This is a genomic window from Acidobacteriota bacterium, assembly GCA_016716715.1.
GTDB lineage: Bacteria > Acidobacteriota > Thermoanaerobaculia > UBA5066 > UBA5066 > Fen-183.
The window spans coordinates 322,577-338,061 of the sequence record JADJVE010000002.1 but is presented as its reverse complement, the minus strand read 5'-3'; the positions used below and the strand labels follow the sequence as shown (position 1 = coordinate 338,061).

Below are 15,485 nucleotides of genomic sequence, written 5' to 3'. Positions count from 1 at the left end.
TTGAGTCTTGCGCTGCCGAAGGTGACGGGTCTCCGGTGCGTCCTGTGCTCGGCCGTTTACGCGCACGGCGAGGTCGAGTACACGTGCCCGCGCTGCGGGATCGAAGGCATCCTCGACGTCGAGTACGACCACGACCGCGTGGCGAAGACGTTCGGGCGCGCCGCTCTCGCGTCGAACCCAGACTTCTCGCTCTGGAGGTACCGGGCGCTCCTGCCGGTGCCGGACGACGCGGCCGCGCTCCCGCCGCCGCGCCTGCAGGTGGGCTTCACGCCCGTCGTCGACGCACCCGCGCTCGCGAAGGAGCTGGGCCTTGGAGCGCTCCTCGTCAAGGACGACGGGCGGAACCCGACGGCCTCCTTCAAAGACCGCGCGAGCTCGGTCGTCGTCCTCCGCGCGCGGTGGCTCGGGCGCAGCGAGATCACGTGCTCGTCGACCGGCAATGCTGCGTCTTCCCTTGCCGGGTTTGCCGCCGAGGCGGGGATGAAAGCGTTCATCTTCGTCCCGGCCTCCGCCCCGGAAGCGAAGGTCGCCCAGCTTCTCGTCTACGGAGCGAAGGTCTTCCTCGTCGAGGGGCCGTACGAGGACGCTTTCCGGGTCTGCCAGGCGGCGGTCGAAGAGTTCGGCTGGTACAACAGGAACTGCGCGATCAACCCGTATCTGGTCGAGGGGAAGAAAACGTGCGGCCTCGAAATCGGCGAGCAGCTGCGCGCGAACCCGCCCGACGTCGTGACCGTTGCTCTCGGCGACGGCTGCACGACGGCCGGGATCTGGAAGGGCCTCGTCGAGATGAAGACGCACGGCGTCATCGACCGGCTGCCGCGCCTCCTCGCCGTTCAGGCCGAGGGCGCCGCGCCGCTCGCGAAGACGTTCGCGCGCGGCGACGAGCGGATCGAATCCCTCGACGCGGCGACGCTCGCCGATTCCATCAACGTCGGCGCGCCGCGCAACGGCATCAAGGCGCTCCGCGCCGTGCGCGCCTCGGGCGGCGCCATCGTGACCGCGCGCGACGAGGCCATCCTCGCGTGGATCCCGCGTCTCGCCCGCGCGACGGGCGTCTTCGCCGAGCCCACGGGAGTCGCCGCGCTCGCCGGCCTCGAGGCCGCGCTCGAGAAGGGCCTCGTTCGGCGCGGGGAGAGGGTCCTCCACGTCGCCACCGGCAACGGCCTGAAAGACACGCGGGGAGCCATGCGCTCCGTCGGCCCCCCGACACGCATTCCGCCGGACCTCGACGCCGTCCGGCGCGCACTGGAGAAAAGATGATTCACGGCCCGACCTACGCCGAAATGCGCGACCCCGGCCTGCTCCCCGCGGAGGTCCGCAAGCGCGCCCATGTCGCTGCCCGCGAGGCGCCGCTCGATCCCGTCAACCTCTTCAACATCACGTGGCACGACGCCGACGGTCGCGTGCGAGCGCTCCGTCTGCCGGAGGCCCTCACGGGAGTCGAGGCGCCGATCGTCCTCCTCTACGCGAAGGACTTCCCGACGGGCGCGCACAAGGTGGGGGCCACGTACTCGGTCCTCATGGAGCACCAGCTCGCGGGTGACGTCGCGCCCGGGGATTCGACGCTCGTGTGGCCCTCGACCGGCAACTACGGCATCGGCGGGTCGTGGGTGGGCCCGCGCATGGGCTACGAGTCGGTCGTCATCCTCCCGGAGGACATGAGCGCCGAGCGCTTCGAGAAGATCGCGGCTTACGGGGCGCGCGCGATCAAGACGCCGGGCTCGGAGAGCAACGTCAAGGAGATCTACGACGAGTGCAAGCGGCTCCGGGTGGACCCGAAGATCCGCGTGATGAACCAGTTCGAGGAGATGGCGAACTACCGCTGGCACTACAACGTCACGGGCGCGGCCGCGGCCGAGGCCGTCGACGTGCTCGCTGCGGGCCGGCCGGCGGCCTTCGTCTCGGCCATGGGCTCCTCGGGCACGATCGCGGCGGGCGACCTCCTCAAGGCGCGCTTCGGGACGCGCATCGTCGGCCTCGAGCCGATCCAGTGCCCGACGATCTCGCGGAACGGCTACGGCGCCCACGCGATCGAGGGGATCGGCGACAAGCACGTCACCTGGATTCACAACGTCAGAAACATGGACGCCGTGATGGCGATCGACGACCAGGAGTGCCTGCTCGGGCTGCAGCTCGTCGCCGAGCCCGCCGGACGCGACTTCCTCGCCGAAGCGGGCGGGCTCGGGGAAGCCGCGCACCGGCTCTCCACGCTTCTCGGCGTCAGCGGCGTCTGCAACATCCTCGGGGCGATCAAGACCGCGAAGTGGCTGGGGCTCGGGAAGAGCGACGCCATCGTCACCGTGGCGACGGACGGACTCGACCGGTACCCGTCGGTCCTCCGCCGCCTCGAGAAGACGACGGGCCCGCTCACGCGCGATCGGGCCGAGGCGCATCTCGAGTCGATCTTCCACGGGCAGAAGCTGGACTGGGTCGCGGAAGGAACGCACGAGAGCCGCGAGCGGTGGCACAACCTGAAGTACTTCACGTGGGTCGAGCAGCAGGGGAAGACGTTGGCCGAGCTCGACGCCCAGCGCTCCGAGCGCTGGTGGGCCGACCAGGCCGCGCTCGCGGGGGACGTGGACCGCCGGCTCCGCGAGGTGCGTGGCTGGTGACGGGGCTTGCGATTGCGGGTGGGACCGTCGTCACGCTCGACCCGCCAGCGGTCGAGCAGAGCGACGTCGTCCTCGGGGCCGGGCCGCGGCGGTCTCTCGACGCGTCGGGCTGCCTCGTCCTGCCCGGCCTCGCGGTCGCGCACACGCATCTCTATTCGGCGCTCGCGCGCGGCATGCCGGGTCCCGGCGAGCCGCCGCGCTCCTTCCGCGAGATCCTCGAGAAGGTCTGGTGGCGGCTCGACGCGGCGCTCGACGAGAAATCGCTCGAAGCCTCGGCGGAGCTGGCCCTCCTCGACGCGGCTCTCTCGGGCGTCACGGCGGTTATCGACCATCACGAGTCCCCGTCGTTCATCGCGGGCTCGCTCGACGTCCTCGCGCGCGCCGCGCGCTCGGTCGGAGTGAAGGCCGCGCTCTGCTACGGCGCGACGGACCGCCACGGAGCGCAGGGCGCCCGCGAAGGTCTCGCGGAGTGCGAGCGCGCGATCCGGGACGGCCTGCCCGCGATGGTGGGCCTCCACGCCGGCTTCACCGTCTCGGATGGGACGCTCGCCTCCGCCGCGGACCTCGCGGAACGGACGGGTAGCTGGCTGCACGTGCACGTCGCGGAGGACCGCTGCGACGCGGGGTCCTTCGAGCGTCTCGAGAAGGCCGGCGCCCTCGGGCCGAACGCGATTCTCGTGCACGGCGTGCACCTGTCCGCGGGCGAACGCGAGCGCGCGAAGAACGCCGGCTCCTGGATCGTCCACAACCCGCGCAGCAACATGCAGAACGCCGTCGGGTACGCGGACCCGAAGACGCTGGGCCCGCGCGTCGCCCTCGGGACGGACGGCATGGACGCCGACCTCTTCACGGAGGCGCGCGTCGCGCACCTGCGTGCCCGCGAGGCCTACGGGCCCGAGGGCGGCATCGACGCCGTCGCCCTTCTCGCGAACAGCGGGCGCCTCGCCGACCGGGCACTCGGAGAGAGGCCGGGCGACTGGATCGTCCTCGACTACGACCCGCCCACGCCGATCTCGGCCGAGAACCTCGCGGGGCACGTCCTCTTCGGTCTCGGCACGCGCCACGTCCGCGACGTCGTCGTGAGCGGGGAAATCGTCGTGCGCAACCGGGTCCCGCTGCGCGTCGACGCGGAGCGAATCCGCGCCCGCGCGCGCGAAGAAGCGGCGCGGCTCTGGAGGCGGATGGCGTGAGCGTGCTGCGCCCGCTCCCGCTCTCCGTCCTCGTGCGCCGCGCGGCGGAGGAGCTTCCGAAGGGGTCGGTCTACGACCTCCCCGTCCGCCACGTTTTCCGGGGCGCCCCGGGCCTCGACCTGTCCGTGCGATTCCACGGCCGTCGCGCGGCGACGCCCCTGGGTCCCGCCGCCGGCCCTCAGACGCAGCTCGCGCAGAACCTCGCGCTCTCGTACCTCGCGGGCGGGCGGATCCTCGAGCTCAAGACGGTGCAGGTGAACGACCACCTCGTGATTCCGCGCCCGTGCATCGACATGCGGACCGTGGGGTTCAACGTGGAGTGGTCGCAGGAGCTCGCCGTCGGGGACTCGCTGCGCGAGTACGCGAAGGCGCGGCTCCTCGTCGCGATCCTCGACGAGCTCGCCGGCATTCCCGAGAACGAGCGCGACGTCGTCTTCGACGTCTCCGTCGGCTACGACCTCGAGGGCATCCGGTCGCCGAAGATGTCCGCGTTCTTCGACGGCATCCGTGACGCGAGCGCGATTCTCGACGAGGAACGCGCGGCACTGCGCCGCGAGCTGCCCGGATCGTTGCGGCGCTTCGCCGACGTCCCGTGCCCGGCGCGGCTCTCGGACTCGGTCACGCTCTCGACGTTCCACGGCTGTCCGGCCGAGGAGATCGACGCGATCGGGCGCCATCTCCTCGTCGAGCGGGGCCTCAACACGATCGTGAAGCTCAACCCGACGCTCCTCGGCTACGGGGAGGTCGAGGAGATCCTCCACGGCCGGCTCGGCTACGGGCACATCGCGCTCCGCCGCGCGGCGTTCGAGAAGGACCTCCACTGGGATGGAGCGCTCGCGATCGCCCGCGACCTTACGGCCGAGGCGGCGCGCCTTGGCCTCGGCTTCGGCTTCAAGGTCACGAACACGCTCGTCGTCGTCAACGCGGGCGACTTCATGCCCGGCGACGAGGCGTATCTGTCCGGCGAGCCGCTGCACGTCCTCGCGCTCGCGGTGGGACTGCGACTCCGCGAGGAGCTGGGCGCGGACCTCCCGGTGTCCTTCTCGGCCGGCGTGGACGCGGCAAACGTGGCCGGCGTCGTTGCCTGCGGCTTCGTGCCCGTGACGAGCTGCACGGACCTCCTGCGCCCGGGCGGCTACAAGCGCCTCCACCGTCAGGCCGAGGCCCTCGCGGGCGCGATGCGCGACGCGGGCGCCGCGACGCGGGACGACTTCATCCGGAAGCGGGCGGGGGTCGAAGGCGGCGATGCCCTCGAGGCGTCCCTCCTGAATCACCGCCGGGCGGCGGCCGCCGCCCTCGGCGACGCGCACTACGCGGCGGCCCGGACGGGCACGCCGCCGCGGAAGATCGGGTCGCACCTGCACCTCTTCGACTGCATCAACTGCGACAAGTGCGTCCCCGTCTGCCCGAACGACGCCAACTTCACGTACGAGGCGCCGCCGCGGAGAATCGCGTATCGCGATCTCGTCGTCGAGGGCGGGCGCCTCGTCCCGGCCGCGGAGAAGACCCTGGCGCTCGGCGGCGCGAAGTCGTCGCCGCACCAGATCGCGAACTGGGCCGACGCGTGCAACGACTGCGGGAACTGCGACGTCTTCTGTCCGGAGGACGGCGGTCCGTACATCGAGAAGCCCCGCATCTTCTCGTCCCTCGCCTCCTTCCTCGAGGACGCGCCGCGCCCGGGCTTCTTCCTGCGGCGGGAGGCGGACGGCTCCCTCGCGGCCCGGGGGCGCTGGGGAGGGCGCGAGGCGGAGCTCGTCGCCAGGCCGGACGGCTCGGCGGTCTTCTCGGACGGCGTCGCGGAGCTGCGGTTCGCCGCCCGCGAGGCGGCCGCGCCCGAAGAAGCCCGTCTTCTCGCGGCGCCCGCGCCCGAGGGGCACGTCGTGCCCGTGGGCCATTACCATGCTCTGCGCGCTCTCGCGGCCGGCCTGTTCGCGGCGGGCGCCGTTTCGTGGGTGACCGCGACGAATCCGGACAGGACCGCATTGGAGATTTCGAAATGACGACGACCGCCTCGATCGACCCCGCCGCCGCCGCGAGCCTGAAGGGCAGGAGCCTCCTTCTGACCGACGACGCCACGCCGGACCAGCTCTCCGCGCTTCTCGCCGTGGCCGAACGCTTCGCGGCGCTGGACCGCGCGGGAAAGAAGACACCCCTTCTCCCGCACGAGCTCGCGTACGCGATGTTCTTCGACAACTCGACACGGACGAAATCCGCGTGGGCGGGCGCCGCGGCACGGCTCGGCATGCATCCCGTCATCGTGGACGGGTCCTCGACCCAGGTCTCGCACGGCGAGACCGCGGCCGAGACCGGCGCGATGCTCGGGATGAACGCGCACGCGCTCGGCGTGCGGCACGACCTCATCCTCGGCGAGGGCAACGCCTTCATGCGCGACCTGAAGAAGGGCATCGACGACTACCTCGCGGCCACGGGCGATCCGCGGAGCGTGCCCGTCGTGAACCTCCAGTGCGACATCGACCATCCGACGCAGACGCTGGCGGACCTCTGCTGGCTGCGCGAGAAGTTCCCGGAGGGCATCGCCGGAAAGCGCATCGCCGTGTCGTGGGCGTACTCGCCCAGCTACGCGAAGCCGCTCTCGGTGCCGCAGGGTCTCATCATGCTCATGACGCGCTTCGGCGCGCACGTGACGCTCGCGCACCCGGAGGGCTACCGCCTCATGGAGCCGTGCCTCGCGTCCGCGGCCGGACACGCCGCGTCCTCCGGCGGCACCTTCCGGACGGTCTCTTCGATGGACGAGGCGTTCGAGGGCGCGGACGTCGTCTATCCCAAGAGCTGGGGCCCCTACGACCTCATGCTTTCCCGCGTCGACGCGAACCGCGCGCGCGACACGAAGCGGATGGGGGAGATCGAGAAGGAAGCGCTCGCGCGAAACGCCGGGCACAAGGACTGGATCTGCGACGAGAAGAGGATGAAGGCGACGCGCGGGGGCGACGCCCTCTACATGCACTGCCTGCCCGCGGACATCGGGGCGGAGGTCTCGCCCGGAGTCATGGCGAAGCACGTCGTGAACGTCGCCCGTGAAGCGAACTGGAAGGTCTACGTCGTGATGGCGCTCCTCGCGGCGGCCAAGGTCCCGGACCTGGCCCGCCGGCTGGAGGCCCTGTGAACAAGGAGACGAAGACGATGAACGAGCTCGACACGAAGGTCGCGGAGCTCGCGGCCCGCTACCGGCCGCTCGCGGCCGAGATCCTGAGGGAAGTCATCCGCATCCCGGCCGACTACGTGGACCGGCCCGTGGACGCCGGCGGCGACCCGAGCTGCGGCCTCTCGAACCACGAGAAGCCGAGGCTCGAGTACCTCATGAGGAAGATCATCGAGGTGGGCGCGGTCCGCCGAAACGAGGACGTCAACTTCGACGGATACGGCAACCTCGTCTGGACGGTCGAGGATCCGGAGGACGGGATTCCTTCGAAGGAAAAGAGAGTCGTGTACTTCGACGGGCACTCCGACACCGTGCGTCCCCTGAGATCCGCCTGGAGGGAGAAGACCGGCGGCATCGACCCCTTCGAAGGAATCTTCGACGCTGCCGCCGTTCGCCGGGACTTCCTCGAAGGGGAGCTGGGCCATCTTCCGCCTTCGTCGGAGTGGGACCACCTGGTCTTCGGCCGCGGCGGGGCCGACCAGCTCTCGGGCGTCGTCACGCAGGTCGTCGCGACGAAGATCCTGCTCGAGCTCGCGCCGCTGGGTGCGCTGAAGGGCGCGATCGTCCGCTCGTACGCGACCGTCGCCGAGGAGGACAACGACGGCGGCGGGCCGCAGTACCTCGTGAAGAGGGTCCTGCCGGGTGCCGGGCCGGAGCTCGTGCCGGACGCCGTGATCCTCACGGAGGGCACCGGCGATTCCGCCAAGGGCGCCCTCGGGATCTACCGCGGCCAGCGCGGCCGGATGCAGATCGAGGTGAGCGTCACGGGGAAGTCCTGCCACGGCTCGATGCCGTGGGAAGGAAAGAACCCGCTGGAGTGGGCCGGGCCCATCCTCGCGGAGGCCGCGAAGCGTTACGACGCCCGCGACGGTTTCCTCGACCACCCGTTCCTCGGCCACGGCACGCGCACGGCCTCGTGGGCGCGCCTCGACACGCCGAGCGACTGCGCGGTCCCCGAGCGGTTCGTCTTCCGCTTCGACCGGCGCCTCACGATCGGGGAGACGCCCGAGAAGGCCGTCGCCGACGTCGAGGGGCTCACGGCCGTGGCCGCGGCGCGGGCCGCGGGGCTGACCGTCACCGTGACGGTCCCGACGTACGACGAGCCGACGTGGACCGGCTTCATCCTCCACAACCCGCAGATCTACATGGGCTGGCTCACACCGGAGGAGCACCCGGCGATCCAGGCCGCCGTCGCGGCGTACCGCGGCGTCGTCTCGCCGCACGTCGCGGAGGGCGGCGCGCGCGGGACTTTGCGGAAGGAGCCGCGCGTCGACCGCTGGATCTTCTCCACGGACGGCGTCGGCTTCCCGGTGGCGAAGGACGACACGTCGATCGCGGTCCCGGAGAGGAAGCGCTGGGTCGTCTCGGGCGCCGTGAAGCACCCGGCCATGCTCGGGATCGGCCCCGGCATCGAGCAGAACACGCACAAGATCGGCGAGTGCGTGGACCTGCGCGAGGTCGTCCACGCGACGGCGATGCTCGCCCGCTTCCCGAGCGCGTTCGTGGCGGCTTCCGGCTAGGGGACGATCCGCGTCGCCGCGCGCGTCAGCCGGTCCATGACCGCGCGGCCGACGCCGCGGCGGGGGATGGCGAGCACGAGAAGCTCGGTGCCTTTGCGTCGCGTGCGCAGCGCGGCGAAGAGGTTGCGGGCGATTTCCTCGGGCGAGGAGCCCAGCGAAAGAACGAGCGCCTTCGGATGCGCCTTCGCGTAAGAGAGAAGAGAAGATCTTCTTAGAAAGAGAATGAGGGGTCTCGTCGGCGCGTAGTGGGTGTACTTCGTCCCGGGGCTGACGGCGGGGGAGGGGGCGGCGGCGCGCTGCCCGCGGCGCGCGCCGCCGCCCCCCTTTCTCGCGAGCTTCGCCGATCTCCCCAGCCCGGGAATCACCTTTCGAAGAATCTCCTCACTGAGCGCGCCTTGCCTCAGCACGACCGGATGAGGCTCCAGCGCGACAACCGTCGACTCGAGTCCGTGCGCCGTCGGGCCGCCGTCGAGGACGTAGACGTCCGGAAAGTCCTCGGCGACGTGCGCGGCCGTCGTGGGGCTCGGGCGCCCGGAGAGGTTCGCGCTGGGCGCGGCAATCGGGACACCCGCGAGTCGCACGAGGTCGCGCGCGAGGCCCTGCGGCATCCGGACGGCCAAGGTCTTCAGCCCCGCGGTGACCGAAGAGGGGATTGAAGATTTCTTCGAAAGTATGAGAGTGAGGGGGCCCGGCCAGAAGTGCGCGATCAGCTTTTTCGCGAGCGCCGGCGGCGGACCCGTTACCTTTCTAAGCATCTTCAAATCGCTGACATGGACGATCACCGGGTTGTCGGCCGGGCGGCCCTTCTTGGCGAAGATCTTCGCGACCGCCTTCTCGTCCAGCGCGTTCGCCCCGAGTCCGTAGACGGTCTCCGTCGGAAACGCGACGAGCTCGCCGCGCCTGAGCCGCGCCGCGGCCGCCCGCAGGGAGCGGGCGTTCGCGGGGTGGACGTTCTTCCGGCTTTTCACCGCCGCATCTTAGCGGCGGGCGCCGCGGCTCAGCGCATCGCCTCCATCGGCGAGAGGCGCGAGGCGCGGATTGCGGGGTAGAGGCCGAAGACGAGCGCGAGGCCGAGGGCGACGGCCCAGGCGACCGCGAGCCCCATGGGGTTCACGACGAGCCCCCACGGGAACTTCGGCGAGAGCACGCGGCAGAGCGCGGCGCCGCCGAGCGTGCCGGCGGTCGCGCCCATCGCCGCGAGGACGAGCGCCTCGAGGAGGAACTGGACGAGGATCTGGCCGTCCGAGGCGCCGAGCGACTTGCGCAGGCCGATCTCGTACCTGCGGTCCGAGAACGAGATGAGCATCACGGACAGGACGCCCACGCCGCCGACGAGGAGGACCGTCGCGGCGAGGCTGGAGAGCACGACCCGCCATCCGCGCATCTCCTCCAGGAATCCCGCATAGGACTTCGCGGCCTCGGCCTCGAGGTCCTTGACCTCGACGTCCTCGATCCCGTGGTGGGACTGCTTCGCCCGCCCGAGAACGAGGGCGGAGACGTCGTCGAGGTCGCTCCGGTGGCGCAGCTTCACGGCGAGGGACCTGAGCTTGTGGCTCGTGTCCATGCGGTCCATGTACGTCTCGAGCGGGATCATCAGCCCGTTCGCGTCGAGGTAAATCTCCTCGTTGAAGATCTGGACCGGGGCCTGCAGGCCGACGATCCGGAACGGCACGCCCTCCACGAGGACGTCGCGGCCCACGGGGTCCGCGCCGCCGAAGAGCTTGGAGCCGAGCGTCGACCCCACGACCGCCACCGTGCTCCGGCGCTTGCGGTCGTCTTCCGTGAGGCCGCGGCCCGAGGCGATCGGCCGGTTCATGAGGAGCGCGTAGTCGGGCGTGAGGCCCGTGACGAAGATGCGCTCCGGGCCGCCGGAGGTGCGCACGCGCACGGACTTCGTCGCGCGCGGCAGGTACGCGATCACGCCGGGGTGCGGCGCCGTGAGGCGGGTGAGGTCCTCGTACCGCAGGCCGGGGCTCATCGCGAAGCGCTGGCGCTCCTCCGTCGTCTCGGCCTCCTTCGGCTGGATGACGACCGTGCCGTCCCAGCTCATGCCCGAGAAGCCCGTCGAGACCTTGTCGAGGACGCCGTCGAGCACGGACGTGAGGACGACGAGCGCGAAGACGCCGAGCATGAGGAGCGTGAGCGTGAGGATCGAGCGCAGCTTGTGCGACCAGAGCTCGACGAGGCCGCCCGTGACGACTTCCCAGACGAGGTTCAGTTTTGCTCCCAAGGAGAGGCGCCGCACCGCGCCCGGCTGCGCCCCGGCGAGAGGCAGAGCGACGCTACTCATACCGCAGCGCCTCCATCGGAGAGAGGCGGCTGGCCTTCCACGCGGGATAGAGCGCGAAGACGAAGCCGAACGCGGTCGCGAGGAAGAAGGCCCACGCGAAGCTGGCGGGCTTCATGAAGAGCGGGATCTCGAGGAACGAGGTGATGAACTTCGAGAAGATGACGCCGCCGAGAAGGCCCACGGCGCTCCCGAGGCCCGTGACGAGGAGCGCTTCGGTCATGAAGCCCTTGAAGATCTCGCGGCCCGAAGCGCCGATCGCCATCTTGACGCCCACCTCTCGGACCCGGTCCTTCAGCGTCGCCATCTGGATGTTCACGTTGACCATCCCGCCGCCGATGAGCGACAGGATTCCCGAGAGCATGAAGATGATGTTGTAGACGTCGCCCTGGCTCTGGCGCTTCCTCACGCGCTTGGCGATGTCGTCCATCCGGAAGTCCTCCTGCTGGCGGTGGTTCCCGCGCAGGAGCGCCCCGAGGCCCTCGCTGAACTTCTCCATGACGGACAGGTCGCGGATGCGGAACGAAACCGTGTCGACGCGCTGCCACTTGTCCCCGTTCATCCGGCGCGCGACGAGCGAGGCGGGAAGGCAGATCACGCGGTTGCGCCACGCGAACTGGTTGCCCTGGTTGTCCCGCCAGCGAAAGATCTTCTCCCCGAAGATGCCCACCACCGTGACCGGCACGTCGCCGACGCGGATCGACTGGCCGACCGGATCGCCGGTGGGGAAGAACGTCGCGGCCGCCTCGGCGCCGAGGAGCGCGACGGCCCGGCCCTCGGACAGCTCCTCGGCCGAGAAGGCGCGGCCCTTCTCGACGCCGTAGCCGTTCAGGGGCAGGTAGTCGCCGTCGATGCCCGTCACGCCACGGTCCTGGTCGGCGTACGCCGAGCGCACGCGCGCGCGGACGCGCTTCTGCTGCGAGACGCCGTCCAGCGACTTCGTGTCCAGCCCGCCGCCCCCCAGGGCGTCCTCGTTGCGCAGGCCGAGGTTCGCGTTCTGCAGCGCCGTGGGCGTGCCGTCCTTGACTGCGGTGGCCTGCTGGACCATGAGGCGGTCCATGCCGCCGAGCTTCATCCAGCGCTCGTCGGCGCGGCGCCTCTGGCTGTCCGAGATCGAGAAGCCCCCGAGGACCGACGCGACGCCGAGGATCACGCCGATGGCCTGCAGTGACGAGCGTCCGAGGTTCTCCCGGATCTCGATCCAGGCCTCGAAGAGGCGCTCGCGAAAGGCGCCGGAGAGCATCAGGCCGCCTTCTGCTCGGGGGTGACGACGAGGCCGTCGCGCAGCTCGACCTTGCGCTCGGCGAGCGCGGCGATGTGGGGATCGTGCGTCACGAGGACGACCGTGTTGCCCTGCCGGTGAAGCTCCTTGAACAGGCCGAGGACCTCCTCGCCCGTCTTCGAGTCGAGGGCGCCCGTCGGCTCGTCGGCGAGGAGGAGCGCGGGCGTGTTCGCGAGCGCGCGGGCGATCGCGACGCGCTGCCGCTGTCCGCCCGAAAGCACGGCCGGGAGGACGTTCGCCTTCTCGGGGATGCCGACCTTCTCGAGCAGCTCGAGCGCGCGGCGGCGCCGCTCCTTGCGGCCGAGGCCCGCGTAGAGGAGCGGGAGCTCGACGTTGCGCACGATCGACGCCTTCGGGAGGAGGTTGTAGCTCTGGAAGACGAAGCCGATCTTCTCGTTGCGGGTGCGCGCGAGCGCGGTGCCCGAGAGGCCCTCGACGCTCACGCCGTCGAGCGCGTACGTGCCGCCGGTCGGCGAGTCGAGGCAGCCGATGATCGCCATGAGCGTGGACTTGCCGGAGCCCGACGGCCCGACGAGGGCCACGAACTCGCCGCGCGCGACCGTGAGGTCGATGCCGCGCAGCGCGTGGACCGCCGTGCCGTTCGAGCCGAAGGTCTTCTCGAGGCCGCGTGTTTCGATGATGTTCTGCATGGCCGGCCCCGACTCAGTCGTCGTCCTTCTCGACCTTCTTCTTCGTCGGGTCTTCCAGCGCGACCTGCTCGGTGCCCTTGAGGCCCGAGAGGACTTCGACGCGCTCGAGGGTCGCGATGCCGGCCGTCACCGGGACGACCTCGTAGTAGTCCTTCCAGTGGTCGGAGAGCCACACGTACTTGCCGCGCCCGTTCAGGGCCTGCTTCGCGTCCGCGATGAGCTTCGGCGCGAGGTTGTCCTTCAGGCGGTAGACGACCGTCTTGCCCTCGCGGCGCTGCAGGGCCTCGAGGGGGATCGAGACGGCCTTGTCCTTCTTTTCGCCGAGGATCTCGACGTTCGCGCTCATGCCGGTGCGGTACGCGTCGCCCAGCTCGTCGAGCGCGATCTCCACAGGGAAGACCTTGATCTTGTCGAGGAGCTTGGCCGCCGGGGCGACGAAGCGCACCTTGCCCGTGAAGTTCTTCTGCGGGTAGGCGTCGAGCGTGATCCGCACGGGCTGGCCGACCCGGACCTTCGCGATGTCGACCTCGTTGAGGTTCACCTTGATCAGCAGCGTCTTGAGGTCGGCCACCGTGAACAGGACCGTCCCGGCATTGAACGACGACACGCCGGACGTGACGGTCTCGCCCAGCTCGACGCCCTTCGTGATCACGACGCCCGACATCGGGGCCGTGACACGGGCGCGCTGCGTCACGGCGTCGCCGGAGATCGGGATCCCGTGCCCCTCGACGATCTGGTAGCGCTGACGGGCGGCCTTGACGTTCTCGGAGGCGAGGTCGCGCTTCGTGACGTAGTCCTTGAGCGACTCGCTCCCGATGAGCCCTTCCTTGAAGAGGCGTTCCTGGGAGGCGAGCTGGCGCTCCGCGTCCTTGAGGGCGACCTCCGCCTGCGTCACGCCCGCCCGGACGTCGGAGAGGGACTGGGCCTGGGTCACGTCGGGCTCGACTTCGGCGAGGACGTCGCCGGCATGCACGACCGCTCCGTCGCGGACCTTGAGGGACACGACGCGGCCCGAGACGACCGATTTCACGTCGACCTTCGTCTCGGGGTCGACGACGCCGACCTCCCGGACGCTGACCTGAAGATCCTCGGCCTGGACCTTGCCGAGCCGGAAGGGCGGCTGGTCCGGCCCTTTGCCCTTGTCTTTGCCACGGGAAGCGAAAACGACGCCCCCTCCGGCGAGGACGACGATTCCGGCGGCGGACAGGATCCACTTGAGCTTCTTGGACATGCGAAACCTCGATCTCGTATACGGAACGGCCCGCAGGAAGTTCGCGGCGGTGCGCACGAAGATGCTCGATCTTGCCCCCCAAAGGGAATCGATGTACCCTATTGACCAGTGTTGTCCATCGATGAGACAAAGAATCCCGGGACGCCGAACCAGCCGGGGGACATCCTCACGATCCGGCAGCTCTCCGAGTACCTGATGGTTTCGGAGAAGACGATCTATCGGATGCTCGACCGGAATCTCCTGCCGGCCGTGCGGGTCGGAGCGCAGTGGCGGTTCCGCAAGCGCGACATAGACGCGTGGCTCGACGAGCAGGTCAAGAAGGTGGAGGTCGGAGGACAGAAGGAGCTCCTGGAAGAGCTCGCTCCGTCGGAAATCGACATCCACCCGCTCCTGAGCCCGAAGAACGTCTTTCGCGACGTCCCGCAACTGCCGCGAGACGAGTTGCTCGCCTGGATCGTGATGCACGCGACGCTGGACACCGGAGTCGACCGGGAGGCTCTCTGCTCGTCGATCCGCGAGCGGGAGGAGCTCTGTTCGACCGCTCTCGTCAAGGACGCCGCGTTCCCCCATCCCAATTCGCCGTCCGATTTCGGGTTTGCGAAGAAACAGGTCCTTCTCGCGGTCCTGCGGGAGCCCGTGAGTTTCAGCGACCCGCACGGCCACCGGCCGCGCGTCATCGTCGTCATTCTCGCGCGGACCGTGCAGGGATACCTCCTCACGATCTCACGCGCCGTCAAGCTGTTCGGCAACCCCGCCCTGATCGGCCGCATCACCCGGTGCGGCAGCGCCGGCGAGGTGATCGCCGCGATCCGCGAAGCCGAGGAGCGCCTGACGGCGTCCGCCTCCCGGCGAGACGGGGCATGACATGCGGGTGACGGTCCGGGAAGCCGCGGCCCTCCTCGACGCCGCCGAGGCAAAGGTCTACGAATGGATCGAGTCCGGCGATCTGCCGGCGCACCGGATCAACGACCAGTACCGGATCAACCGCAGCGAGCTCCTCGAGTGGGCGACCGAACGGAACATCCCGGTCGCGCCGGCCCTGTTCCACGAAGCCGAAGAGGACGAGCGCGTCCCCTCGGCGGCCGAAAGCCTCGAACGTGGCGGGGTCTTTCACGACGTCGGCGGAACGACCCGCGAGGAGGTCCTCCGGTCGATCATCGCGCTCCTGAAGCTGGACGACGAGGGGGACCGCGAGACGCTGCTGCACCTCCTGCTCGCCCGCGATGCCGGGGCGGTCGTGCCGGTCGGCGACGGGATCGCGATCCCGCACGTGAGGCATCCGATCGCCCTCTCGACGGACGAGCCATCCCTCACGCTCTGTTTCCTGCGGCAGCCGGTCGATTTCGAGGCGCCCGACGGCCAGCCCGTCTTCGCGCTTTTCTTTCTCGTCAGCCCGACCACACGCGTGCACCTGCAGATGCTGGCGAAGATCGCGTACCTCCTCCGCGATCCGGCGTTTCGCGCCGCGATCCGGGGCCGTATGCCGGCCTCCCGCCTCGTCGAGATCGCTCGACTCGTCGAGAGGGAGACGGCGTGAAGACGCTCGCGGCCGG

General features: G+C 70.1%; 13 protein-coding genes. 8 read left to right on the top strand and 5 right to left on the bottom strand.

Features of this window, described 5'->3' with window-relative positions:
- The 6 genes from IPL89_04050 to IPL89_04025 are packed head-to-tail and all read left to right on the top strand — an operon-like array spanning position 1 to position 8,482.
- Positions 1-1,260 carry a threonine synthase gene (locus IPL89_04050; protein MBK9062357.1) on the top strand — a complete coding sequence of 420 codons (1,260 nt, stop codon included), beginning with the start codon at positions 1-3 and terminating at the stop codon, positions 1,258-1,260.
- On the top strand, positions 1,257-2,612 hold the full coding sequence (locus IPL89_04045; protein ID MBK9062356.1) for a pyridoxal-phosphate dependent enzyme: 1,356 nt from the start codon (positions 1,257-1,259) through the stop codon (positions 2,610-2,612). The genes IPL89_04050 and IPL89_04045 overlap by 4 nt, the downstream gene beginning before the upstream one ends.
- Positions 2,609-3,802, top strand: coding sequence for an amidohydrolase family protein (locus IPL89_04040; protein ID MBK9062355.1), 1,194 nt, complete (start codon positions 2,609-2,611; stop codon positions 3,800-3,802). Before IPL89_04045 ends, IPL89_04040 begins: the two co-directional genes overlap by 4 nt.
- Positions 3,799-5,802, top strand: coding sequence for a 4Fe-4S dicluster domain-containing protein (locus IPL89_04035; protein ID MBK9062354.1), 2,004 nt, complete (start codon positions 3,799-3,801; stop codon positions 5,800-5,802). The genes IPL89_04040 and IPL89_04035 overlap by 4 nt, the downstream gene beginning before the upstream one ends.
- Entirely contained in the window at positions 5,799-6,926 is a 1,128-nt protein-coding gene (locus IPL89_04030; protein ID MBK9062353.1) for a knotted carbamoyltransferase YgeW, read from the top strand. The genes IPL89_04035 and IPL89_04030 overlap by 4 nt, the downstream gene beginning before the upstream one ends.
- Entirely contained in the window at positions 6,923-8,482 is a 1,560-nt protein-coding gene (locus tag IPL89_04025) for a peptidase dimerization domain-containing protein (GenBank protein ID MBK9062352.1), read from the top strand. The genes IPL89_04030 and IPL89_04025 overlap by 4 nt, the downstream gene beginning before the upstream one ends.
- Here the strand turns inward: IPL89_04025 and IPL89_04020 are convergent.
- The 5 genes from IPL89_04020 to IPL89_04000 are packed head-to-tail and all read right to left on the bottom strand — an operon-like array spanning position 8,479 to position 13,932.
- Positions 8,479-9,450 (bottom strand): threonylcarbamoyl-AMP synthase, encoded by a 972-nt coding sequence (locus IPL89_04020; protein ID MBK9062351.1) that lies wholly within the window; start codon positions 9,448-9,450, stop codon positions 8,479-8,481. The genes IPL89_04025 and IPL89_04020 overlap by 4 nt on opposite strands.
- Positions 9,451-9,479: 29 nt before the next feature.
- The gene (locus IPL89_04015; protein ID MBK9062350.1) at positions 9,480-10,772 is read right to left on the bottom strand and encodes an ABC transporter permease; all 1,293 of its coding nucleotides are present in this window, start codon (positions 10,770-10,772) and stop codon (positions 9,480-9,482) included.
- Positions 10,765-12,012, bottom strand: coding sequence for an ABC transporter permease (locus IPL89_04010; protein ID MBK9062349.1), 1,248 nt, complete (start codon positions 12,010-12,012; stop codon positions 10,765-10,767). Before IPL89_04010 ends, IPL89_04015 begins: the two co-directional genes overlap by 8 nt.
- Entirely contained in the window at positions 12,012-12,701 is a 690-nt protein-coding gene (locus IPL89_04005) for an ABC transporter ATP-binding protein (GenBank protein ID MBK9062348.1), read from the bottom strand. The genes IPL89_04010 and IPL89_04005 overlap by 1 nt, the downstream gene beginning before the upstream one ends.
- Positions 12,702-12,714: 13 nt before the next feature.
- Positions 12,715-13,932, bottom strand: coding sequence for an efflux RND transporter periplasmic adaptor subunit (locus IPL89_04000; GenBank protein MBK9062347.1), 1,218 nt, complete (start codon positions 13,930-13,932; stop codon positions 12,715-12,717).
- Between the two features lie 108 nt (positions 13,933-14,040).
- Here IPL89_04000 and IPL89_03995 point away from each other — a divergent pair, with 108 nt between their 5' ends.
- Together IPL89_03995 and IPL89_03990 are read left to right on the top strand one after the other, a co-directional pair.
- Positions 14,041-14,796: a helix-turn-helix domain-containing protein gene (locus tag IPL89_03995; protein MBK9062346.1), complete on the top strand. Its 756-nt coding sequence runs from the start codon at positions 14,041-14,043 to the stop codon at positions 14,794-14,796.
- Between the two features lies 1 nt (position 14,797).
- Positions 14,798-15,469 (top strand): PTS sugar transporter subunit IIA, encoded by a 672-nt coding sequence (locus tag IPL89_03990; protein ID MBK9062345.1) that lies wholly within the window; start codon positions 14,798-14,800, stop codon positions 15,467-15,469.
- Positions 15,470-15,485 lie beyond the last annotated feature (16 nt).

Coding starts and splice junctions, on each gene's coding strand:
- IPL89_04045 (MBK9062356.1), top strand. CDS start 1,257: ATGATTCACGGCCCGACCTACGCCGAAATGCGCGACCCCGGCCTGCTC.
- IPL89_04030 (MBK9062353.1), top strand. CDS start 5,799: ATGACGACGACCGCCTCGATCGACCCCGCCGCCGCCGCGAGCCTGAAG.
- IPL89_04015 (MBK9062350.1), bottom strand. CDS start 10,772: ATGAGTAGCGTCGCTCTGCCTCTCGCCGGGGCGCAGCCGGGCGCGGTG.
- IPL89_04010 (MBK9062349.1), bottom strand. CDS start 12,012: ATGCTCTCCGGCGCCTTTCGCGAGCGCCTCTTCGAGGCCTGGATCGAG.
- IPL89_04005 (MBK9062348.1), bottom strand. CDS start 12,701: ATGCAGAACATCATCGAAACACGCGGCCTCGAGAAGACCTTCGGCTCG.
- IPL89_04000 (MBK9062347.1), bottom strand. CDS start 13,932: ATGTCCAAGAAGCTCAAGTGGATCCTGTCCGCCGCCGGAATCGTCGTC.
- IPL89_03990 (MBK9062345.1), top strand. CDS start 14,798: ATGCGGGTGACGGTCCGGGAAGCCGCGGCCCTCCTCGACGCCGCCGAG.